The 25,914-nt window shown below is 68.0% G+C and carries 29 protein-coding genes and 1 riboswitch; of the genes, 13 read left to right on the top strand and 16 right to left on the bottom strand.

The annotated features are described in order from the left end of the window. Window positions 1–2 precede the first annotated feature (2 nt). Complete coding sequence (locus ABZS29_RS12450) at window positions 3–1,139, top strand: methyltransferase domain-containing protein (protein WP_355461209.1); 1,137 nt, start codon at window positions 3–5, stop codon at window positions 1,137–1,139. A 136-nt stretch (window positions 1,140–1,275) separates the two neighbouring features. Next, the gene (locus ABZS29_RS12445) at window positions 1,276–1,497 is read left to right on the top strand and encodes a hypothetical protein (protein ID WP_355461207.1); all 222 of its coding nucleotides are present in this window, start codon (window positions 1,276–1,278) and stop codon (window positions 1,495–1,497) included. Between the two features lie 353 nt (window positions 1,498–1,850). Here ABZS29_RS12445 and ABZS29_RS12440 read toward each other — a convergent pair whose 3' ends face one another. Together ABZS29_RS12440 and ABZS29_RS12435 are read right to left on the bottom strand one after the other, a co-directional pair. Beyond that, window positions 1,851–2,273 (bottom strand): nucleoside deaminase, encoded by a 423-nt coding sequence (locus tag ABZS29_RS12440; protein ID WP_355461206.1) that lies wholly within the window; start codon window positions 2,271–2,273, stop codon window positions 1,851–1,853. Continuing rightward, entirely contained in the window at window positions 2,270–3,106 is an 837-nt protein-coding gene (locus tag ABZS29_RS12435) for a TIGR03619 family F420-dependent LLM class oxidoreductase (RefSeq protein WP_355461204.1), read from the bottom strand. Before ABZS29_RS12435 ends, ABZS29_RS12440 begins: the two co-directional genes overlap by 4 nt. A 93-nt stretch (window positions 3,107–3,199) precedes the next feature. On the opposite strand from ABZS29_RS12435, the gene ABZS29_RS12430 reads away from it, so the two are divergent. Beyond that, window positions 3,200–3,661, top strand: a complete 462-nt coding sequence (locus ABZS29_RS12430) for an Lrp/AsnC family transcriptional regulator (protein WP_355461202.1) — start codon at window positions 3,200–3,202, stop codon at window positions 3,659–3,661. Here the strand turns inward: ABZS29_RS12430 and ABZS29_RS12425 are convergent. Together ABZS29_RS12425 and ABZS29_RS12420 are read right to left on the bottom strand one after the other, a co-directional pair. Further along, entirely contained in the window at window positions 3,646–4,086 is a 441-nt protein-coding gene (locus ABZS29_RS12425) for a hypothetical protein (RefSeq protein WP_355461200.1), read from the bottom strand. The two genes, ABZS29_RS12430 and ABZS29_RS12425, sit on opposite strands and share 16 nt — an antisense overlap. 47 nt (window positions 4,087–4,133) lie before the next feature. Next, entirely contained in the window at window positions 4,134–5,102 is a 969-nt protein-coding gene (locus ABZS29_RS12420) for an LLM class flavin-dependent oxidoreductase (protein ID WP_355461198.1), read from the bottom strand. 117 nt (window positions 5,103–5,219) lie between these two features. Here ABZS29_RS12420 and ABZS29_RS12415 point away from each other — a divergent pair, with 117 nt between their 5' ends. The 3 genes from ABZS29_RS12415 to ABZS29_RS12405 all read left to right on the top strand — a co-directional run bounded on the left by ABZS29_RS12415 (window position 5,220) and on the right by ABZS29_RS12405 (window position 8,674). Next, window positions 5,220–6,338: an enolase C-terminal domain-like protein gene (locus tag ABZS29_RS12415; RefSeq protein WP_355461196.1), complete on the top strand. Its 1,119-nt coding sequence runs from the start codon at window positions 5,220–5,222 to the stop codon at window positions 6,336–6,338. Window positions 6,339–6,346: 8 nt separating this feature from the next. Continuing rightward, window positions 6,347–7,306 carry a dihydrodipicolinate synthase family protein gene (locus tag ABZS29_RS12410; RefSeq protein ID WP_355461195.1) on the top strand — a complete coding sequence of 320 codons (960 nt, stop codon included), beginning with the start codon at window positions 6,347–6,349 and terminating at the stop codon, window positions 7,304–7,306. 144 nt (window positions 7,307–7,450) lie between these two features. Next, window positions 7,451–8,674 carry a hypothetical protein gene (locus tag ABZS29_RS12405; protein WP_355461193.1) on the top strand — a complete coding sequence of 408 codons (1,224 nt, stop codon included), beginning with the start codon at window positions 7,451–7,453 and terminating at the stop codon, window positions 8,672–8,674. Between the two features lie 32 nt (window positions 8,675–8,706). Here ABZS29_RS12405 and ABZS29_RS12400 read toward each other — a convergent pair whose 3' ends face one another. From ABZS29_RS12400 to ABZS29_RS12375, 6 genes are all read right to left on the bottom strand, one after another. Further along, on the bottom strand, window positions 8,707–9,705 hold the full coding sequence (locus ABZS29_RS12400) for an alcohol dehydrogenase catalytic domain-containing protein (RefSeq protein WP_355461191.1): 999 nt from the start codon (window positions 9,703–9,705) through the stop codon (window positions 8,707–8,709). A 4-nt stretch (window positions 9,706–9,709) separates the two neighbouring features. Then, window positions 9,710–10,090: a VOC family protein gene (locus tag ABZS29_RS12395; RefSeq protein ID WP_355461189.1), complete on the bottom strand. Its 381-nt coding sequence runs from the start codon at window positions 10,088–10,090 to the stop codon at window positions 9,710–9,712. Between the two features lie 55 nt (window positions 10,091–10,145). Further along, window positions 10,146–10,424, bottom strand: coding sequence for a ubiquitin-like small modifier protein 1 (locus tag ABZS29_RS12390; protein WP_355461188.1), 279 nt, complete (start codon window positions 10,422–10,424; stop codon window positions 10,146–10,148). Beyond that, entirely contained in the window at window positions 10,421–11,686 is a 1,266-nt protein-coding gene (gene thrC / locus ABZS29_RS12385) for a threonine synthase (protein WP_355461186.1), read from the bottom strand. Before thrC ends, ABZS29_RS12390 begins: the two co-directional genes overlap by 4 nt. Window positions 11,687–11,699: 13 nt before the next feature. Further along, window positions 11,700–11,844, bottom strand: a riboswitch (SAM riboswitch). A 65-nt stretch (window positions 11,845–11,909) separates the two neighbouring features. After that, window positions 11,910–13,133: a cation:proton antiporter gene (locus tag ABZS29_RS12380; RefSeq protein WP_355461184.1), complete on the bottom strand. Its 1,224-nt coding sequence runs from the start codon at window positions 13,131–13,133 to the stop codon at window positions 11,910–11,912. Between the two features lie 19 nt (window positions 13,134–13,152). Beyond that, window positions 13,153–14,091, bottom strand: coding sequence for a DNA-3-methyladenine glycosylase 2 family protein (locus tag ABZS29_RS12375; RefSeq protein WP_355463162.1), 939 nt, complete (start codon window positions 14,089–14,091; stop codon window positions 13,153–13,155). 55 nt (window positions 14,092–14,146) lie between these two features. Between ABZS29_RS12375 and ABZS29_RS12370 the strand changes: the two genes are divergently transcribed. Next, window positions 14,147–14,614 (top strand): hypothetical protein, encoded by a 468-nt coding sequence (locus ABZS29_RS12370; protein WP_355461182.1) that lies wholly within the window; start codon window positions 14,147–14,149, stop codon window positions 14,612–14,614. On the opposite strand, the gene otsB is transcribed toward ABZS29_RS12370, so the two are convergent. The 3 genes from otsB to ABZS29_RS12355 are packed head-to-tail and all read right to left on the bottom strand — an operon-like array spanning window position 14,580 to window position 16,332. Continuing rightward, a complete protein-coding gene (otsB, locus tag ABZS29_RS12365; RefSeq protein WP_355461180.1) occupies window positions 14,580–15,413 on the bottom strand; it encodes a trehalose-phosphatase in 834 nt (277 codons plus the stop codon). The two genes, ABZS29_RS12370 and otsB, sit on opposite strands and share 35 nt — an antisense overlap. Next, window positions 15,410–16,021 (bottom strand): LytR C-terminal domain-containing protein, encoded by a 612-nt coding sequence (locus tag ABZS29_RS12360; RefSeq protein ID WP_355461179.1) that lies wholly within the window; start codon window positions 16,019–16,021, stop codon window positions 15,410–15,412. The genes otsB and ABZS29_RS12360 overlap by 4 nt, the downstream gene beginning before the upstream one ends. A gap of 2 nt (window positions 16,022–16,023) precedes the next feature. Continuing rightward, the gene (locus ABZS29_RS12355) at window positions 16,024–16,332 is read right to left on the bottom strand and encodes a DUF3263 domain-containing protein (RefSeq protein ID WP_355461177.1); all 309 of its coding nucleotides are present in this window, start codon (window positions 16,330–16,332) and stop codon (window positions 16,024–16,026) included. Between the two features lie 147 nt (window positions 16,333–16,479). Between ABZS29_RS12355 and ABZS29_RS12350 the strand changes: the two genes are divergently transcribed. The 5 genes from ABZS29_RS12350 to ABZS29_RS12330 are packed head-to-tail and all read left to right on the top strand — an operon-like array spanning window position 16,480 to window position 22,015. Beyond that, the gene (locus ABZS29_RS12350) at window positions 16,480–17,883 is read left to right on the top strand and encodes an amidase (protein WP_355461176.1); all 1,404 of its coding nucleotides are present in this window, start codon (window positions 16,480–16,482) and stop codon (window positions 17,881–17,883) included. Next, window positions 17,874–18,872 carry a Gfo/Idh/MocA family oxidoreductase gene (locus ABZS29_RS12345; RefSeq protein ID WP_355461174.1) on the top strand — a complete coding sequence of 333 codons (999 nt, stop codon included), beginning with the start codon at window positions 17,874–17,876 and terminating at the stop codon, window positions 18,870–18,872. Before ABZS29_RS12350 ends, ABZS29_RS12345 begins: the two co-directional genes overlap by 10 nt. 8 nt (window positions 18,873–18,880) lie before the next feature. Continuing rightward, window positions 18,881–20,278 (top strand): trehalose-6-phosphate synthase, encoded by a 1,398-nt coding sequence (locus ABZS29_RS12340; protein WP_355461173.1) that lies wholly within the window; start codon window positions 18,881–18,883, stop codon window positions 20,276–20,278. Further along, window positions 20,265–21,686: an FGGY family carbohydrate kinase gene (locus tag ABZS29_RS12335; RefSeq protein ID WP_355461172.1), complete on the top strand. Its 1,422-nt coding sequence runs from the start codon at window positions 20,265–20,267 to the stop codon at window positions 21,684–21,686. Before ABZS29_RS12340 ends, ABZS29_RS12335 begins: the two co-directional genes overlap by 14 nt. Then, entirely contained in the window at window positions 21,683–22,015 is a 333-nt protein-coding gene (locus tag ABZS29_RS12330; RefSeq protein WP_355461170.1) for a hypothetical protein, read from the top strand. Before ABZS29_RS12335 ends, ABZS29_RS12330 begins: the two co-directional genes overlap by 4 nt. Here ABZS29_RS12330 and ABZS29_RS12325 read toward each other — a convergent pair whose 3' ends face one another. Continuing rightward, entirely contained in the window at window positions 22,016–22,630 is a 615-nt protein-coding gene (locus tag ABZS29_RS12325) for a hypothetical protein (RefSeq protein ID WP_355461168.1), read from the bottom strand. It lies immediately after the preceding gene. Window positions 22,631–22,814: 184 nt separating this feature from the next. On the opposite strand from ABZS29_RS12325, the gene ABZS29_RS12320 reads away from it, so the two are divergent. Continuing rightward, window positions 22,815–24,389: an alpha/beta hydrolase gene (locus ABZS29_RS12320; protein WP_355461166.1), complete on the top strand. Its 1,575-nt coding sequence runs from the start codon at window positions 22,815–22,817 to the stop codon at window positions 24,387–24,389. On the opposite strand, the gene ABZS29_RS12315 is transcribed toward ABZS29_RS12320, so the two are convergent. Both ABZS29_RS12315 and ABZS29_RS12310 read right to left on the bottom strand, forming a co-directional pair. After that, window positions 24,343–24,855 (bottom strand): DUF1990 domain-containing protein, encoded by a 513-nt coding sequence (locus tag ABZS29_RS12315; RefSeq protein ID WP_355461164.1) that lies wholly within the window; start codon window positions 24,853–24,855, stop codon window positions 24,343–24,345. The genes ABZS29_RS12320 and ABZS29_RS12315 overlap by 47 nt on opposite strands. Continuing rightward, the gene (locus ABZS29_RS12310) at window positions 24,855–25,874 is read right to left on the bottom strand and encodes an LCP family protein (RefSeq protein ID WP_355461162.1); all 1,020 of its coding nucleotides are present in this window, start codon (window positions 25,872–25,874) and stop codon (window positions 24,855–24,857) included. The genes ABZS29_RS12315 and ABZS29_RS12310 overlap by 1 nt, the downstream gene beginning before the upstream one ends. Between the last annotated feature and the right edge of the window lie 40 nt (window positions 25,875–25,914).

The following is a 25,914-nucleotide window of genomic DNA, read 5'->3' as shown; positions in this document are numbered from 1 at the left end:
GCGTGACCGACTGGACTGATGCCGCCCGCAAACTCGCCTCGCAAGTCACCATCAGCGCGCCCGAGTGGTACGACGCGGTCTGTGCCACGCCACGGCACGAGCTGGTACCCAAGTGGTGGGAGCCTGTGAAAGGCAGCCGGACCTTCGAGTGGGCACAGGTCGTGCCAGATGTCGGCGACCCATGGGCCCGCACGTACTCGGACGAGACGCTTGTAACAAGAGTGGGTGCACTGCACGCCGACCTGGCTAAACCTGACGAGACAGCGTCGGGAGCGCCGACCTCCTCGTCTACATTGCCAGGCTTGATCGTAAGAATGCTGGATCTGCTTGACCCGGACTCAAACCACCAGGTGCTCGACATCGGAACGGGCTCCGGCTACTCCGCCGCCCTTCTTGGCCACCGGCAGGGCGACAAGATGGTGACCAGCATCGACGTGGACTCATACCTCGTGCAGGCTGCCCGCGAACGCCTCGCCGGCTTCGGACGTGCTCCTCGTATTGAGGTCGCGGACGCTACCGGCGAGCTCCCCGACGGTGAGTACGACCGGATGCTGGCCACCGTCTCGGTACGACCTGTGCCGCGGTCCTGGCTCTCGGCGCTGCGACCAGGCGGTCGGATCGTGACGACTATCGCGAATACCTCTCTTCTCGTTTCGGCGACGCTTGAGCGTGGCCTCGTCGCGCGAGGCACGGTGCAGCCGGATCCGGCGAGCTTCATGAGAACCCGGAGCGGCGCCGACTATCCCGCTCGCCTCGACGCGGTGTACGCCGTGGCCCGCGAGGGGGACGGCGACGAAACCCGTGATCTTCGCGAGCCGATCCCGAACCTTTGGATGGATTGGGAGTTGAGAGCACTTTTCGAACTGGACTCGCCAAGTATCGAGAACCGATCTGCCACCTACGAAGATGGAAAGCAGGTCGTCTGGCTGCTTTCAGATGACGGCTCCTGGGCCAGGGCAGACGAAGGCGCGGGGAAGGTGCACCAGGGCGGCAAGCGGCGGCTCTGGGACGACCTCGAGCGCGTGCGTGCTCGATGGGAACAGGCCGGTCGGTTCCCCCTGCATCAGCTGGCGGTGGAGTTCACGCCGGAGACGACTACCGTCACGAGTCCGGACGGCAGTTGGATCATCCCCCTATGACCGTCAGTGGTGCTGCTCCCGCACGTATGGCGGGAGGTGCATCGGCACTGTTGCAACATCTTCGTTGTTTGGCCTGCACGCGGGTGGATGGCCGAGTATCCTGTACATACAAAAGCATGGAGTAGAGACGGCTCCGATGCCGTCATACGCCCAGATCCTGACCGTCGGCGCCCTGATCATTCTGCCCTTCTTCAGTCACAAACTCCGAGAAGGCAAGTCTGGACACGAGGCGCCGCAAGGCGGAAAGGAGAAGCCCGTGAAGGCTAACCTGATGCAGTTCGCTGGTTCATCCATCGAAGTGGTGTCGGCGGCGGGTCTGGGAGTCGCAGTGGAGCAACTACTCCAAATTCGTCAGTAGCGCTCATGTGCTCCGAGCCGCCCATCCTTACAGGTGGGCGGCTCGTTCGTCGTTGCAGCCCTGAGCTTGGGCGGGCACAGGTGAGCGCGGGTAGCCCTCGAGGGCAGCACTGCGCATTGCGTGCTTGCGTGGACTCCGAGGCGATCGACGGCGGGCGGAGTGGAGTCCCTCTCATTCAATCGTCACACTCACTGCAGCGGGCGCCGACACCAGGTCGGGTGACAACCCCTGTCCCAACGGATCTGCATCACCACAGCCGCTCCTTCACGAAACCACCACAGGCGGGTCCACACGAGACCGCGCCGAAGGCGCCAAAAGAAGGGCCGCCGCCGAAGGCGGTGTCCTTGGCGGTGTTAGTTGTAGTAGCCGTCTACGGGGACTCGGGCTTCTTCGAAGAGGGCTGGGCCGTGTTGGGGTACGGCGGGGAAGCCGGGAGTGGTTTTGAGGGTGCTGAACTGTTCGTTGGACAGGGCGTAGACGACGTTGCCGAGGCCGGAGCGGGCTAGGGCGCCGGTGCACATCTCGCAGGGCTGGCAGCTGGTGTACATGGTGGTGCCGGCGGCTACCTCGGGGGTGAGTTCGCGGGCGGCCCAGACGGCCAGCTTCAGTTCGGGGTGGTAGCTGATGTTGGACTCGGTGATGGTGGTGTTCTGGGCTTCGACGAGGACTTCGCCGTCGGGGCCGACCAGCAGGGAGCCGAAGGGTGGGTTGCCGGCTTCGCGGGCGGCGGCGGCCAGGGCGATCGCGCGGCGGAGGAAGGTTTCGGACGAGGTCATGTGAGCTCCTGTCGGAGGGTGGCCAGGTCTTGCCAGGCTGCCTCGGGGTGTTCGGTTTCGGCGGGATCGCCGTGGAAGGGGTCGAGGACGACGCTGGTCGCGCCGAGTTCACGCAGTACGTCGAAATCGGCGAGTACCTGGTCGATCGTGCCCTCACCGGCCACGCGGGTCTCCTCGGGCATCGGCGAAGGGGTGAGCCGCAGCAGGATCCGCGGCGCGAACTCCGGCACCGGCCGGCCCTCGGCAGCCGCGATCTCCGCGAGCCGATCAGTTGCCGTGCGCAACCAATCGATCCGGTTCCGGAGCGGGTGCCAGGCATCGGCATGCAGTACGGCGCGGCGCATCGCAGCCTCGCTGCGACCACCGACCCAGAGCGGGATCCGCCCAGAACCGTAGTCCGCGGTATCCGCCCAGGCCGTCCGCAACGAGGTCAGCAGTTCATCCGTCGAACGTCCGCGCCGCGCATGCGACGAGCCGAGCGCCTCGAACTCCTGCTGAGCCCACCCTGCACCGACCCCGAGCACCAGCCGCCCACCACTCAGCTGATTCAGATTGGCCGCCATCCGCGCCACCAGCAACGGATGCCGGTACCCCGCGATCAGAACCGTCGTACCGAGTCGCACCCGCGACGTGATCCCGGCCAGCCAGCTCAACGTGGTGAACGGCTCGTAGAACGGCGCCGGATACTGCTCGGCGACGTCCGGCGTGATCACCACATGGTCCGACACCATCAACAGGTCGTATCCAAGCCCCTCCACCACCTGCGCCCACGCCCGCAGCCTGTCGGGGTTCGTACCGGGCCCGAAATTCGGGACGTTCACGCCGATTTCCACGCCCTCAGGCTATCCAGGCAGCAGTCCACACCTGAAGAGACTTTTCCCGGCAGAACCGCCCATTCGCCGGGGAATCACCGGTAGATTGCCCACATGACCGAGACTCTCGACGCGATCGACTGGGCGGTGCTCACCGAGCTGCAAAACGACGCCAGGCTGTCACTCAGCGAGCTCGGCCGGCGCGTCAACCTGAGTGCGTCGGCTACCACCGAGCGCGTACGCCGCCTGGAGTCGCTCGGCGTCATCACCGGCTACCGAGCCGAGGTCGACCTGGCGAAGGTCGGCTACCCCGTACTCGCGGTTGTCCGGCTGAAGTACCCCGGCAACAAGCACGAGCCGCTCAAGCGCTTGCTCGCCGAGCGCGGCGAGTTCCTCGAGTGCCTGCGCACCACCGGCGACGACTGCTACACCCTCAAGATCGCCGCCACGTCGATGCCGCATCTCGAACAACTCGTCAACGAACTCACCGACTTCGGCAGCACCACCACCAACCTCGTCTACTCCCAGACCCAGCCCTACCGCGGTCCGAGCAGGCCGGATCAGCGGGACCAGTAGTAGAGCTCGTGCAGGTTGTTCGAGCTGTCGATGACGAAGACGTACTGGTCGCTCAGGAGTTCCTCGTCGATGGCCTTCTCCAGCATGAGCGCGGCCCCGTCGCCGACCCCGCCCAGGTGGTAGGTGTAGGTGGGGTCCGCCAGCGAGTCGGTCACCTTCGCGATCACAGCCGCCAGCGCCGTCTCGCGGTCGCTGTAGGCGACCGGTGGCGGCGGCTGGAACACCGAGACGTCATCCGCCCACTCGAGCGCGGCCCCCGGCGTCACCGCGCTGAGACGCTCTGCCAACGACGCCACGATCCGGCCGACCGTATCCGTCGACTGTTGGACCAGCGTCGCCGTACCGGCGTCGAACAGCAGTCTCGGCGACTCACCCGGCGCGGAGGTCGTCCGGAACCGCTCTGACAGATTGATGATCTCCGACATACGGCTAGTGCACCGCATGTCAGGGTCACGCCTGCCACAGTCCGCCGTCAGGCGTTCAGCTCACCGAACGCCTCGATAGCACGCAGTGCGTCGGTCTGGGACATGCCCGGCGGCTGGACGCGGAGGATGATGCCGTCAGCGCCCATCTCTTCGTAGTGGGCGATCCGCTCGGCGCACTCGGCCGACGATCCGATGACACTGCGGGCGGCGATGTCGTCCCAGCCTTGGGTGTAACGGCTGGCGTCGGCGGAGGTGCGCTTCCAGCCGGTGTAGGCGTCGTACAGGTCGCGCAGTGGTTCTTCCAGCGCCTTCCGCGCGTCCTGCGAGGTCGGGGCGGCGTAGCCCTCGCGGCAAAGAATGACTTCGGCACCGAGAGACACCTCCCCGCGCGGATACCCCAAGTACTCCGCGATCTTGTCCGGCAGCACCTCGTCGGGCTGGTTGAACGAGGTGGTCCAGCCGTCGCACATGCGCGCAGTGCGTTCCAGTACGGCGGACACCTGGCCACCGTTCCAGATCCGGGGCCGCGGGTTTTGCACCGGTCGCGGCGACAGGTAGGCATCCTGCAGCGACGTGAAACGACCCTCGTAAGTGACCGACTCCGAAGTCCACAACCGGGTCACGATCTCGAGGCACTCCTCGAACCGCGCGACGCGTTCGCGCTGGGTGACGCCGTACAGAGCGAACTCCTCGGGGCGGTAGCCGAGAACGAAACCGGCCGTGACCCGGCCACCGGACAGGATGTCCAGGTGGGCGAGGGTTTCAGCCAGCAGCACCGGTTGATAGAGCGGTGCGACGATGCCCGCCGTGGCGATCCCGATCCGCGAGGTGTGGGCGGCCAGCCAGGTCATCGAGGTGAGGATCTCGTGGTACCCGGGCCGGTGCAGATGCCGCTCGCCGAGCACCACCCACTCGAACCCGGCCTGCTCGGCCAGCCGTGCCTGCTCGACCGCGTCGGCCAGCTGCGGCCGTTCGCCGTCGGTGCCGTACAGATTGAGATACAGACCCAGCCGCATCAGGGTGCCACCTTCCGTTGACAGAGAGCACTCGGGGTATTTACGGTCTTGACCGTAAGTCCTTTTGCGTCGGATTGCGACCCCTAACCGCCTGATGGTGTCCCTAAGGAGCCGGCCATGACTGTTCTATCGCATCCGGTCGGCGTTCCAGCCGGCACTGGATCGGCGCCGATCAGCGCGATCCGGACCCGAGTAGTCAGTGCTCCGTATCGCCGGCCGTTCCAGATCAGCAGTGGTACCAGCACCGAGTTGATCAGTCTGGTGGTCGAAGTGCACACCGCCGACGGCGCGGTCGGGATCGGCGAGACGTCCCCGATGACGGCGTACACGGGCGAGACGCTGGCCGGCGTCACCGCGGCGATCGAGGAGCACCTCGCGCCCGCGATGATCGGTCGCGACCCGCTCGACCGGGCCGGCGCCCATGTCGTGATGGACGGCGTCCTACGCGGCCAGCATGTCGCGAAGTCCGGACTCGACATTGCCCTGTACGACTTGGCCGGCCGTCTGAGCGGTTGGCCGGTGCATGCGCTGCTCGGCGGCAGCATCCGGAGTCGGGTCCAGACGGCCTGGGTGGTCGGCCTCGGCACGCTCGACGAGATGGCAGCCGAAGCCGCTGAGTACTCCGCGCGCGGTTTCCAGCATCTGAAGCTCAAGGGCGGCCATGACCCGGCCAAGGACCTCGAGCTGGTGCGTGCGGTCCGGGCGGCGGTCCCTGCGGAGACGGAGCTCTGCTTGGACGCCAACGAGGGGTACGACGCGACCACCTCCCTGCCGTACCTCGCCAAGATGACAGATGCCGGTCTGAGCCTGCTGGAGCAGCCACTGCCACGCTGGGACCTCGCCGGCATGGTGCGGCTGCGGCAGCGGCTCGACGTCCGCGTGATGGCCGACGAGAGCATGCACTCGCTCCACGACGCCCTGGAGATCGTACGGCGCGGGGCGGCCGACGTACTGAACATCAAAATCCTCAAGGTCGGCGGACTGCACCGTGCACTGCAGATCGCCAATCTGGCCGAGGCTGCGGGCCTAGCGGTGAAGATAGGCTCGATGCCGGAGCTGGGCATCGCCACCCTGGCCGCGGTGCACCTGGCCGCCGCCGTACCGGGTGCGACCGTTGCGGCCGACCTGGTGGGGCCGCTGCTGGTCGAGGAGGACCCGCTGGCTCCGAGCGTGTTCGCCGACTGCAAGGGCTGGATCGACGTACCCACCCGACCTGGCCTCGGCCACGACGTCTGAGAGGTCTCATGCATCCGCTCGTCGAACAACTCCGCGGCACCGTCCTCCCCGCAGTCTTCACACCGATGGACAGCACCGGAGCCGTCGCGTACGACGCCCTCACCCCGTACGCCGCTGCTATCGCGACGCAAGAGATCGGTGGGATCGCAGTGTGGGCCCACACCGGCCGTGGGCTGTACCTGAACGCTACCGACCGCACCAAGGTCCTGGAGACGTGGCGGCAGGCAACAACAGCGCCAATTGTGGCCGGAGTCGGCGTACCGCGGTCAGAGTCACCGCAGAGCCTGCAGGAGTCTGCAGACCTGACCGTGGCGATGGCTCTGCAGGCTGCTGATGCCGGAGCGGACGCAGTGATGGTCTATCCGCTGGCGGGCCTGGCAGAGCTGTCCGACGGACACGACCAGGCAGTGAAGCTGCACGAGCGGGTGGCGACCGAGAGTGGACTGCCACTGGTCGGTTTCTACCTGCACGGGGAGGCCGGTGGATACCCCTACCCGCCAGAGCTCATCCGGGACCTGCTGAGCCTCGATGCGATGCTCGGGGTGAAGACGGCGACGCTGGATCGAGCCATCGGCACGCAGGACGCCATCTGGGCCGGCCGGGACACGGGCAAGCTGCTGATCACGGGCGAGGACCGGATGTACGGCCCGTCGTTCATGTGGGGCGCCGATACGGCTCTGGTCGGTATCGCATCAGCGCAGGTAGAGCTGTCCGTTGCTGTCATCAGAGCTTGGACTACCGGCGATCACAGTGCGTTCCTGACTGCTTCGGATCGGCTGGACCGGTTCGCAGCGGCCACCTTCTACGCGCCGATCGAGGGCTACGTGCAACGGATGATCTGGGCGGCCGTGTGGGAGGGCCTGATCCCGGAGGAGGCCGCGCACGATCCCTACGGCCCGACGCTGGCCGATGCGGAGCGTGACCTGGTGGTTCGCACGCTCGAGGAGCTGCACTCCGACGACAAGTGAGGTGGCGCGCTCCCTCCGTCGCTCCACCACACCTCGTCCGCAGCCGACCAAGCATTATGGTCCTGACCGAAACTAAAAGACGTCGCAGCGATCGTCAAGTGTTCACCTTTGCTGCATTACAGTGCGTGGCATGGGAGTGTCCTGATGGCGGTCGTGGTCGGCGTTGTCGGTCCGGAGGACGTGGTGCAGCGCGTGATCGCGACCGGTCCGCCGAGCGGCGCCACCCTGCAACCGCTCTCCTACCGGCACGAGACCGAGACCGTCGAGCTGGTCGAGCAGTCCCAGGAGAAGGTCGACGCACTGCTCTTCACCGGCGTGGTCCCGTACACGATCGCTACGGACGCCGGCGTGGTGAATCGCCCCGCGATGTACGTCTCGTACGACGGTGCCACGCTCCTGAGGGCACTCGTCGAGCTGCTGCGACTCGGCCACAATGTCACCCAGTTCTCGATCGACACACTCCGGCGCAGTGAGGTCCTGGAGACGCTGATCGAGGCCAAGCTGCCGACCGACCAGATCCAGGTGCTGCCGTATCGGCCCGGTCTGACGTCGGACGACATCGTCGCCTTCCACCGCGGAGCGCGCGACAAGCACAGCACCAAGATCGCGATCAGCTGCCTCGGTTCGGCCTTCCATCTGCTCGAGAACGAGATGCCCTCGGTCCGCCTGGTCCCGTCGCGCTACTCGATCCGCTCCACCCTGCAGGCGCTCGTCCTCACCACCAGCGGCCAGCACGTCGGCGACGCCCAGGTCGCCCTCGGCATCGTCGACCTGCCCGAACCCGACGACGCCCTGGCCGGTGACCTGATCACCCTCGGCGGCAGCCTCGCCCTGCTCCCCGACGGCCGGCACCTGGTCGTCACCACCCGCGGCCTGCTCGAGCAGGCGACCGAACAGTTCACCCGGATGCCGCTGCTCGACCACCTCGCCGCGCGGCACAGCACGGCGTACGTCGGCTTCGGTATCGGACGCACCGCCGCGGAAGCCGAAGCCCTGGCCCGCCGCGCCGTCGGCCGCGCCGGCTCGATCGGCTCCGTGGCCGGCGTCGTCTCGATGTCCGACGACGTCGAGATCGTCATCCAGCCCTCCGGCGACCAGCCTGCCCTCCCCCGCGGCGCCGAAAGCCTCCCCCTGCTCGCCCGCCGCGTAGGCCTCAACCCCCAAACCCTGTCGAGGATGCGCGAACTCACCGAGAAGAACCCCGACGGCCTCACCACCCAAGACGTCGCCGACCACCTGGCCGTCCAGCTCCGCACCGCCCGCCGAGTGCTCAAGCGCCTCGAACGAGCCGGCCTCGCCGACCCCATCGCCACCCAGCAACACGGCCGAACCGGCCGCCCACCCACCATCTACGCCATCCGCCTCTGAACACACCAACGGATATCCGTCCGTGTGATCGGTCAGGGGGTGATGACGGTGATGCCGGCGGGGGTGCCGTTGGAAAGGGCGGCGAGGGCGGCGGGGGTTTCGTCTAGGGTGATGGTGCGGGTGATCAGGGCGGCGGGGTTTAGGTTGCCATTGGCAACTAAGGCGAGCATTTCGGGGTAGGCGTGGGCGGGCATGCCGTGGCTGCCGAGCCATTGGAGCTCTTGGCCGATCAGCCGGCTGACATCGAGTTGTACGCCGGAGGGCAGCAGCCCGATCTGCACGTGCCGACCGCGGGGCCTGAGCGCGCGCAGTGCCTGCTGGACCAGGTCATTCGATCCGAGCGCGTCGAACGTGACGTCCGCAGCGAGGTCAACCCCGACAGTTGTGCTCAGCGTCTCGGCAGCGCCATACGAAGCAGCCAGCGCCAGCGCGGCCGGGTTCGTGTCGACCGCGATCACCCGCGCACCCGCCGCGGCTGCGATCATCACTGCGGACAGCCCGACTCCACCGCAGCCGTAGACGGCCACAGTCTCGCCCGGCGATACCTTCCCCACCTGCCGCACAGCCCGGTACGACGTCGCGAAGCGGCACCCCAGCCCAGCCGCCGTACCGAAGTCGAGTTCGTCGGGCAGCCGCACGAGATTCACCTGCGCGTACGGGATCGCGACGTACTCGGCGAACGATCCCCAGTAGTTGAACCCCGGCTGCAGCTGATTCGGACAGACCTGCTGATTGCCCGAAGCGCACTCGGCACACGACCCACAGGCGCAGATAAACGGCGTGGTGACCCGATCCCCGACCTGCCAGCCCTCGACGCCGGCACCGATCGCCGCGACAGTCCCCGCCAATTCATGGCCGGGCACATGCGGCAACACGATGTCCGAGTCGTGCCCCATCCACCCGTGCCAGTCACTGCGGCACAGCCCGGTCGCCTCGACCTTCAAGACGACGGACCCCGCCGCCACAGACGGCTGCGGAACTTCCCGCACTTCCGGCACAACGCCGTACTTCTCGATCACCACAGCGCGCATGCCGTCACCCTACGCAGAACTCGTTGCCTTCCGGGTCGAGCATCACGATGTGACCGAGCTCGGGACCGTAGAAATCTTCGCGGACCTGCACAGCGCCGAGGGCCACCAGTTCGGCGGCCTTCGCACGCATGCGGCCGGCGGAGGCGGCTGACCGCTCGCCAGGACCCGCGACGCGGATGTCGAGGTGCAGGCGGTTCTTGGCGGTCTTGGGTTCAGGCACGCGGAGCCAGCCGATCGCCGGGCCGACGTCGTCCGGGTCGATGATCCCGGCGCCGTCCGGGCTGTCGAAGCCGGGCTCGATCACATAGTCGAGGGCAGCGGCCCAGAACCGGGCCAGTCGCTGCGGGTCGGCGGCGTCCGCGCCGATGGTCCATTTGGTCGCCATACCAGCGACGGTAGCGGTGGTTCCGGACGGTTGCCGCCCGGAACCACCGGGAAAATCAGCAGCCGCCGGCGACGGCGGGAATGATCGAGACCTGGCCGCCGTCCTTGATGGCGGTCTGCAGGCCGTCGGCGAAGCGGACGTCGTCGTCGTTCACGTAGACGTTCACGAAGCGGCGTAGCTCGCCGGACTCGTCGAGCACGCGGGACTTGATCCCGGGGTACGACGCGTCGAGTGAATCCAGGACCTCAGTCAGCGTCGCGCCCTCGGCGGACACCTCGGAGACGCCTTGGGTGTAGGGCCGGAGGATGGTCGGAACGCGAACACTCACACTCACTGCAGGCCTGCCTTCACGAAGGCGTCGTACGACGCGGGGATGGTCACCTTCGGGCCGACCCGGTCGGCCACGGCGTCGAGCGTCTTGAGCCCGTCGCCGGAGTTGATGATCACGGTCTCGGCGTCGGGGTCGAGCTGACCGGTCGCGATCAGCTTCTTCAGCGTCGCCACCGTCACGCCGCCGGCGGTCTCGGTGAAGATGCCCTCGGTGCGGGCGAGCAGCTGAATGCCGTCGACGACTTCCTCGTCGGACACGTCCTCGATCACTCCACCGGTACGGCGGGCGACGTCGAGCACATACGGGCCGTCGGCCGGGTTGCCGATGGCCAGCGACTTCGCGATCGTGTCGGGCTTGACCGGCTTGACCACGTCGTACCCGTCGCGGAACGCCTGGGCGACCGGCGAGCAGCCGGTGGCCTGGGCGCCGTAGATCTTGTAGTCGGTGGCGTCCACCAGACCGAGCTTGCCGAGCTCGGTGAAGCCCTTGTCGATCTTCGTCAGCTGCGAGCCGGAGGCGACCGGGATCACGACCTGCTGCGGGATCCGCCAGCCGAGCTGCTCGGCGATCTCGTAGGCCAGCGTCTTGGAACCCTCGGAGTAGTAAGGGCGAACGTTGACGTTCACGAACGCCCAGCCCTCCTCCTCACCGGCGATCTCGGAGGCCAGCTTGTTCACGTCATCGTAGTTGCCGTCGACGGCCACCAGGGTCCCGCCGTACACGGCGGTGGTGATGATCTTGGGTCGCTCGAGGTCCTTCGGAATGAAGACGACCGAGCGGATCCCGGCCCGGGCGGCGGCCGCGGCGACCGCGTTGGCCAGGTTGCCGGTGGAGGGGCAGGCGAAGACCTTCAGGCCCAGCTCGCGGGTGGCGCTCAGGGCACTGGCCACGACCCGGTCCTTGAAGGAGTGGGTCGGGTTGCCGGAGTCGTCCTTCACCCAGAGCTTGCGCAGGCCGAGCTCGCGGGCCAGGTTCTGCGCGTCGATGAGCCGGGTGTAGCCGGGCTCGGTGTTCGGGAAGCTGGCCACGTCGACGGGGACGGGCAGCAGTGGCTGGTAGCGCCAGATGTTCTTGGGGCCGGCCTCGATCTGTTCGCGGGTGATGGCCGGGAACTCGTACCCGACCTCGAGCGGACCGAAGCACTCCATACAGGCGTAGAACGGGCCGAGCGGCGACTTCGCCCCACAGGCGCGACAGCTCAGGTGCGTACCGTTGCCGAAGGCACCTTCACGGATGGTGTGGGTAGCGGCGGTGGCCAGGCTCATGGCTGAGGTTCCCCTCTCATCTTCCCCGCGAACACCGGATCTCGATGGCGGGACGGATTTGGCACCGTTCCACCGTGAGTGGCCCCGGGGTGGGGTCTCGACGGGGAGGGTTGCCGGGACTTCAACGGGCCGTTTCCCTCAGTCCCTCTGGATGAGCTGCCCCCGAGATTACCCAATCGGAGCCGGATCGCACCCTCCGACTTTCAGCATGTGAGACGCCGTCTCATGAACGGTGCTCCAGGAACCGCATCACCGGCGTGGCCGCGACACCGTGCAGTACGACGCTCAGGACCACCGTGAAACCGAGTGTCGCCCACAGCCAGGGCAGGTCCGCGCTGAAGTGCATGCCGACCGCGGCGAGGTAGTAGATCGACGACACGCCCCGCACGCCGAAGGCTGCTGTCGCCCAGGCCTCGGTGCGGCTGAGGCCCGATCTGATGAGCGACAACCGCCCCACGATCGGCCGTACGACGACCACCAGCAGCACGCCGATCGCCACCCCGGTCCAGGTGAGCGGCTTGAGCAGTCCCGCCGTGACCGCGACCCCGAGAAGCAGCAGGATGCCCCAGGTCAGGATGTGTTCGAGCTCACTGATGAAGTCGTGCAGCTCGCTGTGGAAATCGTGGCTGCGTTCGGCGGACCGCAGGGTGAGTGCGCCCACGAAGACCGCGATGAAGCCGTATCCGTGGGCCACTTCGGTCAGGCCGTAGATACCCAGCGTCATCGCCAGCGCGAGGACCGGCTCCCGCGCGTCCGCCAGCCGCAGACTCACCGTCCGGGCCGAGAACGTCATCCGCCCGAGCAACCAGCCCACACCGAAGCCGATAGCCACCCCGATGACCGTCTTGCCGACCACATCCCAGGCGAACCACTCCACCGGCGAAAAGCTCTTGGTAGCAAGGAAAACCGCGAGGTAGACGAGTGGTGCGGCCAGTCCGTCGTTCAGACCGGCCTCCGAGGTCAGACCGAAGCGCACCTCGTCTTCCTCGTCGACCTCGGCGTCCTCGCCGGTCGTCGGACCGCCGACCTGCACATCCGACGCCAGTACCGGGTCGGTGGGCGCCAGGATCGCCGCGATCAGCAGCGCGGTTGGCAACGCGAGGCCGAGCAGCCAGCCCACTCCGGCCAGCGCTGCCACACCGGCCGGCATCGCGATGAACAGCAGCCGCCAGGTGACGCTCCAGTGCAGAAGGCTGATCGGCCGATCGATCGCGAGCCCCACACCCATCAGCGCGATGATCACGGTCAGCTCGGCCAGATGCTTGGTGAGCTCCGGCTCCGCGATCGGACTGAGGTGCGTGCGGTCCACGACCAGTCCGAGCAGCATTCCGCCGCCCAGGAACGCGATTGGCGCAGAAACGGCGTACCGGGAGAGGAGGCGGGGCAGCACGGCACCGAGCAGGAGGGCGAGTCCCGCGACCAGGTACAGCCCGTCCCCGTTGATCACGCCGCTCTAGTGCCCAGTGCTAGCGCAAGCGATGCGTCGCACCGGGAGTGTGAGTGGGCAGAGCCTTGCGGGGGCCGTAGCGCGGGTGACCGATGCCGGCCATCTCGAGCAGGCGCTGCACCCGGAACCGGTGACCGCGGTACGGCTCGATCAGCTCCGCACAGCCGTCGTCGTCCAGCTCCTCGCCGATCAACGCGTACGAGACATTGCGGGAGACGTGATAGTCCGCGAACGAGAACGCGTCCGCATCACCGTGCGCGCGCTGCCGCACCTCAGCGGCCGTCCACACGCCGACCCCGGGCAGCGACCGCAGCCGCCGCTCGATCTCCGCCGAGTCGGTCAGCTCCAGCGTCCGCTCGAGCGCCTTCGCCCGCGTCGCCGCCGTCACCACCACGCGTGACCGCCGCCCCTCGACACCGGCCCGCAACCACTGCCACGACGGAATCAGCCGCCACTCCTCCGGCGACGGCGGCACCATCATCCGCCGCCCCTCCGGCCCACCAGGGCCTGGCGCAGGCTCGCCGTACACGGTCAGGAGCTGCCGCCACCCGCGGAACGCTTCCTTGCCGGTCACCACCTGCTCGATCCCCGCCGCAGCCATCGCCTCGAACACCGCCCGCGTCCGCGGCACCCGCAGATGCGGAAACCGCCTGGCCGCGTCGACCAGCGCCGGATGCTCGGCCAGCGGCACGAACCCCTCCCAGCTGTCCGCCTCCCCCAGCAACTCCGGCACCCCGTCCAGCGCCCACTCGGCCCCGGCGCCCCAAGCCTCCGCCTCAACCTCTTCGCCCCGAGGCGTCAGCCGCAACAACACCGGCCCCTCAGGCGTCCGCGTCGCCCGCCACACGGTCCGCCGGCCCCCGTCGTACACATAAGCCGGATCCCCCGGCCCCTTCCGCAGCCCACCGATGACCGAGTGCGGATCGACCACCCGCCCCGCCCGCCAAACCCGCACCATCGAACCCACCCGCCAAGTCTCGCTCACCCCGCCGACAAAACTCATACTGAGCCGTATGACCGGGTGGCAGTGGGTGAAGGTGGTGGGGAACCTCGTCAACCTGTCGACGCTGGCGGGGCTGGCGGTGGCGAAGGTCGGGCGGGCTCGGGTTCGGCGGGGGCCGCGGGGGTTGTTGTTCGCGAACGGGTATCGGCTGGGGTTTCCGGTGGCGGGGGCGTTCACGATCGGGAACGTGGTGCTGAGCAAGCACGAGGTGACGTACTTCGCGGACGAGTTGCTGGTGAAGCACGAAGAGCGGCACTCGTGGCAGTACTTCTGCTTGCTGGGGTTGCCGATGCTGCCCTTGTACGTCGTGGGGGTCGTCGTGTCGTGGTTGCTGACCGGATGCCCGGCGTCGCGGAACCCGTTCGAGCGGATGGCCAGTCTGAAGGACGGCGGCTATGTCGAGCGGCCGATGCAGCCGCTGAACCGCACGGTGATGCAGGCGCTCAGCGCGCTGCGATCGCGTCCGAAAGGGCCGTGAGAACGGTGACGACGCCGGTGGGGTCGTCGACGACGATGTCGGCGGCTTCGATCAGCTCGGTGGCGCCGGAGGAGCGAGTAGCCAGCAGTACGGCGTTCAGTCCGGTACTGCGCTGTTCGTCGACGGCACGGAAGGCCGCGAGGTCGCCGAGGTCGTCACCGGCGTAGAGGATCGACTGTGCGCCGGTTGAGGTGAGCAGTCGGCGGAGAGCGACGCCCTTGTCGATTCCGGGCGGGCGGAGCTCCAGAACCAAGTTGCCGGGCTCCAGGCGGAGCTGGGTTGCGTCGGCGAGCTCGGTGAGCGGTGCGCGGAGGCGGTCCAGCGCATCCGCCGGATCGCTCAGGCGACGCGTGTGAACGGCCAGAGAGCTCTCTTTGTCCTCCACGAAGGCATCTGGCACACCAGCGGCGCTCAGCAGCTCAGGGAGCCGCTCACGCGCCACAGAGACGCCGGGCGGGACCGGGTCGCTGGTGATCTTGCCGGTGGACGCCTCCCACTGCTCCAGCCCGTAGTGACCCAGTACGACGAGGCTGCCGAGACCGGGGTGTCCGGTGACGCCAGTGAGCTCCGTGGCGACCAGGGCCGGTCGGCCGGTCACGATGGCCACCTGGCGCACCGAGCGCGCCAGCCGGGCCAGTGCGTCGAGTGCGCCGTCAGCGGGCCGCGCACGGGCCGGGTCCTCGACAAGAGGTGACAGGGTGCCGTCGAAATCGGAGGCGATCACCGCACTGGCCGGACCGGCGACGATCGCCTGCCAGCCGGCGTGACCGCGGTCGGTTTGGATGACCGGCGTACTCATCCGGTGTAGTCCGCGGTCAGGATCACTGTCAGGCGATCCTTCTTCATGTTGTCCAGTGCCGGCTTCGTCCTGGCGACACCGAGGTCGCGGGCGAGCTGGTTGGCGGCCTGAACCATGCCCGGCGGGTAGTAGACCGTGCTCTCGACGATCTTGCCGTGCCAGTTGTCGACGCCGGAGACCGTCCAGCCGGCCTGCCGCGCGCGCCCGGCGACCTGGTCGGCCAGGCCCTTGCGCGGGGTGTTGTTGTACACCTCGGCGGCCGGTCGCTCAGTGGCCGGAATCGTCGTCGGCCGGGTGGCCGGCGGCTGCGTCGGAGCTGTCGTCGGCGGCTCAGCGGGCGGGTCGGTCGGGGTTGGCACAGCCGTCGGCTCGGAGGTCGGTGCGGCGGTGGTCTTCCGCGGCGGCACGCTCGCGCCGACGGTCGACGGTCCACCCGACGACGGCTTGGCCGACGGCTTCGGCGTACTGGTGGTCTTCGGCTCGTCCGCGCTGCTGTCGTGCCCACGCGTCCCGAACAGCACCAGCAGTCCACCGACCACGGCAACGACGGCAACCACAGCGACCAGGGACGAGAGCACTTGGCCCTGGTCGCCCTTGGGGCGGGACATCGTCAGACCTCGATACCCAGTCGACGTGCGGAGCGGGCGCGCTGGCGGGCGGCGCGCAGCCGGCGCAGGCGCTTCACCAGCAGCGGATCGTGCGCAAGGGCCTCGGGCCGGTCGATCAGCGCGTTCAGCACCTGGTAGTACCGGGTGGCGGACATCTGGAACTGGTCCCGGATCGCCTGCTCCTTGGCACCGGCGTACTTCCACCAGTGGCGCTCGAAGGCCAGGATCTGGCCGTCCCGCTCGGAGAGTCCCGCGATCACTGGCGATGCGGCTTCGGCGGGCTCGGAAGAGCTGGCGTTGGCGCTGTCCATCTGCTGCTGACTCCTGTGCGGTCGGTGATCGTCCGTCCGCGTTCCACTGTACGTGCCGAACAACAGCAATGTCATTCACCTGGGAGACGACACGGAGCGTGTCGTACGCGGGCGGCCGGGCAGGGGCAACTCTGGCAGGATCAAGGGGTGAGCTCAACTCTTTCCAGCCAGGCGCTGGTGGAAGAGCTGCAGGCCAGGAGCCGTGAGGTGGACCCGCTGGTCAACGCCATCTGCACGCCCAATCCCGCCGCTCTCACCGATGCCGTTCGACTCGATACGGAGCGTGACCAAGGTCGCGTCCGTGGACCGCTGCACGGCGTACCGGTTCTGGTGAAGGACAACATCGACACGGCGAACCTGCTGACCACCGCCGGATCACTGGCGCTGGCCGAGCAACCACCGCCGCCGCAGGACGCACCGCTGGTCCAGCGGCTGCGCGCGGCCGGCTGCGTGATCCTCGGCAAGACCAACCTGAGCGAGTGGGCCAACTTCCGCGGCTCCTCGTCCTCCTCCGGCTGGTCCGCGTACGGCGGCCTCACGCGGAACCCGTATGCGTTGAACCGCTCGGCCGGCGGCTCGTCGAGCGGATCCGGGGTCGCAGTGGCCGCCGGACTCGCGGACTTCGCCATCGGCACCGAAACGAACGGTTCGATCGTCTGCCCGGCCGCACTGAACGGCGTGGTCGGTCTGAAGCCCACAGTGGGTCTCATCCCGCAGCAGGGCATCGTTCCGATCTCACACTCGCAGGACACCGCCGGTCCGATGACCAGGACGGTCCTGCAGTCCGCAGCTCTTCTCACCGTGCTCACCGGCGGTGGGACCGATTACACCGAGCACTGTCGCGGCGCAGACCTCAGCGGCGTTCGCATCGGCGTACCGCGTGGTCCGCTCTGGGGCTACTCGCACGGGCTGGACCGGGTGGTCGAGCAGGCTCTGGAGACGCTCAGCCGCTGCGGTGCCACGCTGGTCGACCACCTGTCGTTGCCGACGCCCGGTGGCGAGGAGGACCAGCTCCAGGTGCTCGCACACGAGATGAAGATCGACATGGCGGCGTATCTCGCCACTCGTGCTCCGGGCGGTCCGAAGACTCTGGACGACCTCATAGCCTTCAACCGCGAGCATGCGGACGTGGAGCTGAAGTGGTTCGGCCAGGAGCTGTTCGAGCGGGCCGCTGCGACCGAGGGGCTCGATTCACCCGCCTACGTCTCTTCCCGGCTCACCGCACTGCGCGCGGGCCGCGACGGCATCGACGATCTGCTCCGGGACAACCAGCTCGACACACTGGTCAGTCCGTCGTACTCACCGGCGTGGAGCATCGACCTGGTGAACGGCGACAACGTGCTCGGCGGCTCGTCCTCCCACGCCGCACTGGCCGGCTATCCGTTGCTCTCGGTGCCCGCCGGACTGGTCGCCGGACTACCGGTCGGCATCACGTTCAGCGGGACCGGCGGGAGTGACGCCACGCTCATTCGCTTGGCTCACGCCTTCGAAACGGCGAGAATCACTGCAGATGGACCGTTCCCGACACCGGAGTTCACACAGTGGGTGTAGATCGCGTCAACTGGGGCATCGTTGCTACTGGCAACATCTCCACGTCGTTCACCCGTGATCTGAAGCTGCTGGACGACGCGGTCGCGACCGCCGTCGCCTCCCGGTCGCAGGAGAGCGCGGACCGGTTCGCCGCCGAGCACGGCATCGAGCACGCGTACGACGACTACCGCCGACTGATCGACTCCGGCACGGTCGACGTGATCTACATCGGCACTCCGCACCCACAGCACTATGCGATCGCCCGTACGGCGTTGCAGGCCGGAATCGCAGTGCTGTGCGAGAAGCCGGTGACGCTCACCGCAGCACAGGCTCGCGATCTGATCGCTGTCGCCACTGAGAACAAGACACTGTTCGCCGAAGCGATGTGGATGCGGACCAATCCGGTCATCCAGGCCCTGTTCGCGGATCTGGCGACCGGAGTGATCGGCGAGCCGCAGCAGGTCGTTGCCGACTTCGCCTTTCACAAGCCCTCGCTGCCCGCACGACTGCTGGACCCGGCCCTGGGCGGCGGATCGCTGATGGACGGCGGCATCTATCCCATGACATTCGCCTACATGGCACTGGGCCGCCCGGCCGAGGTGAAGGCGGTGGCGTCCCTCAACGAGGACAACATCGACCTTAACGTCGCCATGGCCTGGCGCTACGACTCCGGTGCGGTCGCGGCCCTTACCTGCGGCCTGAAGTCGCAGAACCCGTGGGTCGCGTCGGTGAGTGGCCCCGAGGGCAGCCTGCAGCTGCCGCACCGGTTCCATCACCCGGAGTACTACGTCCGTCACACGGCCACCGGCGCCGAGCGGATCGACGTACCGGCGCATGGGCTTGGGTACCACTACGAGGCCGCCGACGTGATGCGCGCGCTGCGGGCGGGACTGATCGAGGTTCCGTCGCTGCCGCACGCCGGGACACTCGAGATCCTCGAACTGCTCGACGAGACGCGGAGCCAGATCGGGGTCCGTTACCCCGGTGACGACGACGACCTGACTGGATGAACAACACCATGCCCGACGGACGAAGTTCCTTCGTAGTGGTGGCCAACCGGCTGCCTGTCGACCGAATCGAGATGCCCGACGGCAGTACGGCGTGGCGGCGCAGCCCGGGCGGACTGGTCACCGCACTGCACCCGGTGATGCAGGCCCACGAGGGCGCCTGGATCGGCTGGACCGGTAGCGCCGACGAGAAGGTGGACCCGTTCGACAACGACGGGATGCACCTGGTCCCGGTGATGCTGACCGCCGAGGACGTGGAGCTGTACTACGAGGGCTTCTCGAACGCGACGCTCTGGCCGCTCTACCACGACGTGATCGTCGCACCGGAGTTCCATCGTGAGTGGTGGGAGTCCTACGTCGCAGTGAACCGCCGGTTCGCCGAGGCGGCCGCGGAGGCGGCTGACGACGGCGCTGACGTCTGGGTGCACGACTACCAGCTCCAGCTGGTGCCGGCGATGCTGCGCCGGCTGCGTCCGGACGTGCGGATCGGGTTCTTCCTGCACATCCCGTTCCCGCCCACCGAGCTGTTCGCCCAGATGCCCTGGCGCCGGCAGATCCTCGACGGGCTGATGGGCGCGGACCTGGTCGGCTTCCAGCGTCCTGGCGCCGCCTCCAACTTCGCCCGGCTCGCCCGCAACCGGATGGGCCTGCGGACGCGGGGCGACCGCATCCACCTGCCGGACGACCGCGTCGTCCGCGCCAAGGCCTTCCCGATCTCGATCGACGTCGGTGAGCTGGAGGAGCTGGCCCGCAAGCCGGAGACCGAGCAGCGGGCGCAGGAGATCCGCGACGAGGTCGGCAACCCGGCGCACATCCTGCTCGGTGTCGACCGGCTCGACTACACCAAGGGCATCCGCCAGCGCATGCGTGCGTTCGGTGAGCTCCTGGACGAGCAGCGGATCTCCGTCGACGAGGCGGTCTTCGTGCAGGTCGCGACGCCGTCCCGCGAGCGCGTGGAGCAGTACCGCGTGCTGCGCGACGAGATCGAGCTCCTGGTCGGCCGGATCAACGGTGAGCACGGCCGGATCGGCACCCCGGCGATCAACTACCTGCACACGTCGTACTCGCGGACCGAGATGGCCGCGCTGTTCCGGGCCGCCGACGTGGCCGTGGTGACCCCGCTGCGCGACGGCATGAACCTGGTCGCCAAGGAGTACGTCGCGACCCGGTACGACGACACCGGCGCGCTGGTGCTGAGTGAGTTCGCCGGTGCGGCCGACGAGTTCCGGCAGGCCTTTCTGGTCAACCCGCACGACATCAACGGCATGAAGGACACGATCGTCGACGCCATGAACACCGACGACCGCCAGCTCGGCCGCCGGATGAAGGCGATGCGCAAACACCTCGCCGCCCACGACGTGAACCTGTGGGCCGCGACGTTCCTCAAGGCCCTGCATGACGAGGAGTGACGGCCGCTTCCTCGCACTGGACCTCGGTACGTCGTCCGCCCGCGCACTGGTCCTGTCCGCGGCCGATGCGTCGCCGGTGCCGGGCGCACTGGCTCGCCACAAGATCAGTCCGACGTACGGCGCGGACGGGTCCGCGGTGCTGGACCTGCACGAGTACATCGAGGGCCTGCTGAGCTGTCTGGACGAGCTGCAGCAAGGCGGGCACCTCGTGGACATCCAGGCGATCGTCCTGTCCACACAGTGGCACTCGATCGTTGCCCTGGACAGCCATGGCGCAGCCCTGACGCCAGTGATCAGCTGGGCGGACACTCGGTCGGTAGAGCTCGATCTGGGCGAGTCGTTCGACGAGCACGCGTTCCACGCGCGTACCGGCAGCTGGCTACACCGGCTCTACTGGCCGCGCCGCATCCCTTGGCTGCTGAGCGAACTGGCCGCTGCCAGCTTCGCCGGCCTCCCAGACCTGGTGCTCGAGCGACTGACCGGTGCGCGCGTCACCTCCGTCTCAGTTGCCTCCGGCACCGGAACGCTCAACCTGGCCACCGGTCAGTACGACGAAGAGGCCCTGGCTATCGCAGGCGTGAAGGCCGATGTCCTACCGCCGATCGTGCCCACTGGCTGGACCGGCCACCTGCTGGCCTCCTACGCACGACGTTGGCCCGGACTGGTCGGCGTACCGGTGCATCCGCCGACCGGCGACGGCGCCGCGTCGAATGTCGGCACCGGCGCGTACGACGAGCGAACCGCAGCAGTCACGGTCGGCACCTCGGCCGCCGTGCGAGTCGTGCACCCGATCGACAACGCACCTGAGCTCCCGTGGGACCTTTGGCGCTACCGGGTCGACGACAAGCGCGCAGTGACCGGTATGGCGTTCTCTGCCGCCGGCAACATGCATGCGTGGCTCAGCGGCGTACTGCGGCTCGAGCACGACGAACCGACCGGCGTGGAGATCGGTGCGTCGCGGGTGATCGCCGTACCGTTCCAAGCGGGCACTCGGCCACCCGCAACCGTGCCCGGCGGCTCCGGCGTGTATTTCGGGCTGTCCTTCGACGACACTGCCGAAACGCTGCTCGCTGCTTCCCTGCAAGGGATTTCGCTCGAGATCGACCGCGGACTGCGCAAGCTGGACGCACTGTTCGGCCACGAGCTGGCCGTCGTCCTCGGTGGCGGCGGAATCGACGCATCGGCGTGGTGGCGGCGCTGTCTGACCGCCACCTTCGCCCGCCCCACCGATGTGTGCGCCGAGCCCGAGGTCGGCTGCCGCGGCGCTGCCGCAGTAGCCCTCGGCCTCTCCCCCCAGCCCGGCGGCGAACACCTCGACCCCGACCCCACCGCCGTAGCCCGCGTCGCCGCACTGCGCCCCCGCTACGAGTCCCTCCGCACCCTAGCCATCGAGGCCAGTACCACGTGAAGCCTGAAGCCCCGATCGAGCAGCTGCTCGCCGCCGACCCCATCGACCTCGCCGCCCGCTCGTTCGTGGCGATCTTCGCCGACGTCGAGCTCGGCCGTGAGGTCGCGCGCCAGAAGGTGATGAACTGGCTGGTGCAGGAGTTCGGCAAGTGGCGCTGGACTCCGCGCAGCAACCGCGCCTACGAGGCGGTCATCCAGGAGATCGTGCTGATCTACGAAGAGGCCCGGCTCGCCAGCAGGAGGGCCAGCGGCCCCCTTCTCCTGCTCCCCCGTGGTGTGCGGCTGCGCGACGCCCCCGACCCCGACGCCGCGCTCCGCGAACTGCTCTGATCAGGCGGTCGGCGTCAGGCTGAGCGTCTGCGTGGCGGTCTCGAGCACCTTGCTCAGAACCTTGCTCTGGCTGGGCGAACCGCCCACGGTGATCTCCGCGTCGGCGCCGGTGTGGCCCTTGAGGGAGACGTACCGGGTGGCGACCCAGCGGGTGGTCTTGCCGCTCTTGTAGGTGTAGACGACGGTGCTGACCCGGACCGGGCTCTGCCCGACGGTCGAGGTGCCCTTGACCGTCGCCTGGGCGACGATCTTCAGGCCCGGCGTGCCCTTCAGGGACGCGATCTTCTTCTGCAACTGGGTCCTGGTGGTGGCCGGGCCCAGCCAGGTGTTGAACCGGATCATCCGGTTGTTGGCCGTGTCGTCGAACCGCGTCTCGTGCGGAGCGACCTTGACCTCTTTCCAGGTCTTCGGCAGCTTCGAGTGCGAGATGTACTTACCGTTGCTCATCTTCTCGAAGTTCCGCATCACGAAGGTGATCGACTCCGCCTGCTGTGACGCCGCGGTCGGCTGCACCGCCGCGTCACTGGCCCCGGCCCCACCCAGGAACAGGACGCCCGCGCCCGCCAGCGCCGCAACCCCAGCGACGGCCCCCGCCACAACCCCGTGCTTCTTCATTTCCGTAGTTCCCCTCTGCGCCTCCACCCTGGCCGCGCACCGACTGAGACACCCCCGGCCGCGAAAGAGTTCGTTCTTCGCCGAAGATAAAAAGGTTGCCGCTGGCATGAACCGGACAGCCTCGGCGAGCGTCCCGATACGTCAGGCAGTGTGTCGGTACGCATCACTCCAGGGGGTCCTTCACATGCCTACTCGCCTTCCCGTCATCGCTCTGGCCACCTTGGCCCTGATCACTCCGGCAGTCCCGGCCGTAGCCACCCCGCCGCCACCGAGTCCGCTGGTTTTCGGGGATTGCCCGGCCGACATCGCCGAGTCCTACCCCGCCATGACGTGTGCCACCTTGCAGGTCCCCGTCGACTACCGGCAGCCGTCCGGCGCGGCCATCCCGTTGCTGGTCACCAAGCACGCAGCCAACAACCCGTCCAAGCGCCTGGGCTCACTCGTCGTCAACCCGGGCGGTCCGGGCGGCAGCGGCGTCATCGCCGCCGCATACGTCTCCACCCCCGACGAGACGGGCTTCACGACGCTACAGCCCGCCGTACTGGATGCGTACGACGTGATCGGCTTCGACCCGCGGGGAGTCCGGCACAGCGGAGCCATCAGCTGCGCCGCCCCGGACTACTTCCCGGTCCCGCAGCCGGATCCGGACGCTCCTGCCAGCCGCGACGCGCTCTGGAAGCTGTGGGACGGCTACGCGGACGGCTGTGGCGACAAGGCCGGCGCGCTGCTACCGCACCTTGGCACCGACAACGTCGCTCGGGACATGGACCGCGTCCGCGCCGCACTGGGCGAGCAGAAGCTCAACTACCTCGGCTTCTCGTACGGCACCTATCTCGGCGCCGTGTACACCGAGCTGTTCCCGCAGCGGGTCGGCCGGATGATCCTCGACGGCAACGTCGACCCAACCCCACGTGACCTGTTCTACAAGATGGCGATGTCCCAGAGTGTCGCGTTCGAGCCCCGGTTCAACAGCTACCTCGGCTGGATGGCCAAGTACGACGCGGTCTTCCACCTGGGCACCACGGTGCGTGCGGTCCGCGCCAACTGGAACAAGACGCTGGCCGACTTCCGCACCAAGCCGCACGGCGCCGTCGGTGGCCACGAACTCCTCAGCACCGCCTTCGGAGTCCTGACCTCGGAAGAGGGCTGGACGGCGTTCGCGCAGGCACTCAGCACCTATGTGGTCGGCGGTGACGACACCGCACTGGTCGAGTTCGCCACCCCGAACACCAGCGCTGGGGCCGAGCGGTTCACTGCCAGCTTCAGCGCGGTGATCTGCGGCGACTCGAAGTGGTCACACAGCAAGGCCACCTACGAGCGGGATACGGCCCGGCTCGCGAAGTTCTCCCAGGTCGCCTGGGACAACATGTGGGTCACCGGCAGCGTCTGCCGCAACTGGCCCGTGCCGGACCGGACGCCGATCAAGATCACCGGCCGTGGGCTCCCCGGCATTCTGATGTTCAACACGGTCGGCGACCCGGCGACGCCGTACGCCGGAGCTCTGAAGCTGCACCAGGTGTTGCGGAGCTCGGTTCTGGTGACCGAACGGAACTCCGGTGCGCACTGCGTCTTCGCGAATCCACAGTCCATGGTGAACACCGCGGTGAACGACATCGGCACGAAGTACCTGCTCACCGGTGAGCTCCCGCCAGGCGATGTCTCAGTCCCGGGCCACCCGCTGCCGGTGCCCACACCGGCCAAGCTGAAGGCTCCTACCGAGAAGTCGCCAACCGTCGGAGTGCGCTGGAATATCTCCTAGCAGCGAGCCCCTGCACCGTCCGCGTGGCCGGTCCGCCCAGCCGGGCGTACCAGGCCGCGGGGCGGCTGTAGGCGGTCACTGTGAAGTAGATGCCGTCGGACTCCCGGGTCACCACGAAAGACTCCTCACCGGACTCCGGGTGCCCCTGCAGCGTCCCGTACGCGAAGCCGATCCGGTCCGGCTCGTCCACGGTCCACACCACCCGGCACGGAATCGGCAGCGGACCTAGTCGTCCCAAGGCGTTCACACCGACGGCCGCCGGCCCGTCGGTTGTGAACGGCACTCCGGCGAGCCGCTGCATCCGCCAACCCAGTAAGGCCTCTCCGGCTCGCCGGAACACCTCGTCCCCCTCGCCGAGCCGGGCCCGGTGCTCCAGCCGGTGATAGCCGGCCGGAGTCTCGTCGAACCGGGTGGAACCGACCACGTCGTACGAGAAGTGCAGCTGGGGCAGGTCCTCGAGCCGCATCAGCTGCTCTTCAGTCCACTGGTCTTGCCCGACTTGATCGCGCTGAACAACGCCTTCGCCTTGGCCTCGTCCCAGCCGACTCCGATGCCGCTGCCGACGCGCACGCTGTCGTCACCGATCGGCACCGTCAGCGTGACGCCACCGCTCCCGGAGACCGCACGCATGCCGCGGGCGAACTTGATGAAGTCGAACAGGCTCATCTCCTTGTCGACCGTGAGCGCGTCGACGCCCTTGGTCGCCACGTTGAAGTACCGGACCGGGTTGAGGAACGTCGACGGCGACGACGCCTTCTTGCCGACCGCACCGACCATCTGCCGCTGCCGCTCGACCCGGCCGAAGTCGTTCTTGCCATCGGCGTGCCGCGAGCGCACGTAGCCGAGCGCGGTGACACCGTTCAGGTCCTGGCAACCGGCCTTCAGGTTGATGTGCGCCTTGCCGTCGTTGAGCGGCTTCGGCAAGCACATGTTGATTCCGCCGACGCTGTCGATGACCGAGGCGAAACCGCTGAAGCCGATCTCGACGTAGTGGTCGATCCGCAGCCCGGTCTTGGTCTCCAGAGTCTTGATCAGCAACGCCGGATTGCCCTTGCCGAGCGCGAAGGCCGCGTTCACCTTCTGCTTGCCGTAGCCCGGCACGGTCAGCACACTGTCGCGCGGGATGCTGACCAGAACCGTCGGACCGGACTCGGGCACGTGCATGATCATGATCGAGTCGGTGCGCGAGCCGGAGGCCTTGCCGGTGTGCAGCCGGGCGCGCTCGGCCCGGCTCAGGTTCTCGCGGCCGTCCGAGCCGACCAGCAGGTACGTCGTCCCGGCGGCGGCGGCCGGCCTGGTCCCCGTCGGCATCGCCTCGACCTTGTCGATCCGGCTCCAGGCGTAGAGCGGGACCGTGACCAGCATCAGCACGAAGGCCAGGATCAGCAGGCCGAGGCTCCTCAGGAACCAGTTCTTCCGCTTCTTCGGGCGGCGGCCGTTCGGCCGGACCACGAAACGCTCGTCCATGGGCTGCGGTTGACTCATACCCACGACCGTATCGGTGCGGGACGCCGAAGACGTCACT

It is taken from the genome of Kribbella sp. NPDC005582, assembly GCF_040605415.1.
GTDB lineage: Bacteria > Actinomycetota > Actinomycetes > Propionibacteriales > Kribbellaceae > Kribbella.
The sequence above is the reverse complement of the archived record's forward strand: the minus strand, read 5'-3'. Positions and strand labels throughout refer to the sequence as shown.

Coding starts and splice junctions, on each gene's coding strand:
- ABZS29_RS12360 (WP_355461179.1), bottom strand. CDS start 16,021: ATGTCCCGCCCCAAGGGCGACCAGGGCCAAGTGCTCTCGTCCCTGGTC.
- ABZS29_RS12310 (WP_355461162.1), bottom strand. CDS start 25,874: ATGAGTCAACCGCAGCCCATGGACGAGCGTTTCGTGGTCCGGCCGAAC.
- ABZS29_RS12400 (WP_355461191.1), bottom strand. CDS start 9,705: ATGCGCGCTGTGGTGATCGAGAAGTACGGCGTTGTGCCGGAAGTGCGG.
- ABZS29_RS12415 (WP_355461196.1), top strand. CDS start 5,220: ATGACTGTTCTATCGCATCCGGTCGGCGTTCCAGCCGGCACTGGATCG.
- ABZS29_RS12320 (WP_355461166.1), top strand. CDS start 22,815: ATGCCTACTCGCCTTCCCGTCATCGCTCTGGCCACCTTGGCCCTGATC.
- ABZS29_RS12410 (WP_355461195.1), top strand. CDS start 6,347: ATGCATCCGCTCGTCGAACAACTCCGCGGCACCGTCCTCCCCGCAGTC.
- ABZS29_RS12425 (WP_355461200.1), bottom strand. CDS start 4,086: ATGTCGGAGATCATCAATCTGTCAGAGCGGTTCCGGACGACCTCCGCG.
- ABZS29_RS12315 (WP_355461164.1), bottom strand. CDS start 24,855: ATGCGGCTCGAGGACCTGCCCCAGCTGCACTTCTCGTACGACGTGGTC.
- ABZS29_RS12325 (WP_355461168.1), bottom strand. CDS start 22,630: ATGAAGAAGCACGGGGTTGTGGCGGGGGCCGTCGCTGGGGTTGCGGCG.
- ABZS29_RS12405 (WP_355461193.1), top strand. CDS start 7,451: ATGGCGGTCGTGGTCGGCGTTGTCGGTCCGGAGGACGTGGTGCAGCGC.
- ABZS29_RS12375 (WP_355463162.1), bottom strand. CDS start 14,091: ATGGTGCGGGTTTGGCGGGCGGGGCGGGTGGTCGATCCGCACTCGGTC.
- ABZS29_RS12440 (WP_355461206.1), bottom strand. CDS start 2,273: ATGACCTCGTCCGAAACCTTCCTCCGCCGCGCGATCGCCCTGGCCGCC.
- ABZS29_RS12420 (WP_355461198.1), bottom strand. CDS start 5,102: ATGCGGCTGGGTCTGTATCTCAATCTGTACGGCACCGACGGCGAACGG.
- ABZS29_RS12355 (WP_355461177.1), bottom strand. CDS start 16,332: ATGGACAGCGCCAACGCCAGCTCTTCCGAGCCCGCCGAAGCCGCATCG.
- ABZS29_RS12445 (WP_355461207.1), top strand. CDS start 1,276: ATGCCGTCATACGCCCAGATCCTGACCGTCGGCGCCCTGATCATTCTG.
- thrC (WP_355461186.1), bottom strand. CDS start 11,686: ATGAGCCTGGCCACCGCCGCTACCCACACCATCCGTGAAGGTGCCTTC.
- ABZS29_RS12340 (WP_355461173.1), top strand. CDS start 18,881: ATGCCCGACGGACGAAGTTCCTTCGTAGTGGTGGCCAACCGGCTGCCT.
- ABZS29_RS12395 (WP_355461189.1), bottom strand. CDS start 10,090: ATGGCGACCAAATGGACCATCGGCGCGGACGCCGCCGACCCGCAGCGA.
- ABZS29_RS12370 (WP_355461182.1), top strand. CDS start 14,147: ATGACCGGGTGGCAGTGGGTGAAGGTGGTGGGGAACCTCGTCAACCTG.
- ABZS29_RS12335 (WP_355461172.1), top strand. CDS start 20,265: ATGACGAGGAGTGACGGCCGCTTCCTCGCACTGGACCTCGGTACGTCG.
- ABZS29_RS12430 (WP_355461202.1), top strand. CDS start 3,200: ATGACCGAGACTCTCGACGCGATCGACTGGGCGGTGCTCACCGAGCTG.
- otsB (WP_355461180.1), bottom strand. CDS start 15,413: ATGAGTACGCCGGTCATCCAAACCGACCGCGGTCACGCCGGCTGGCAG.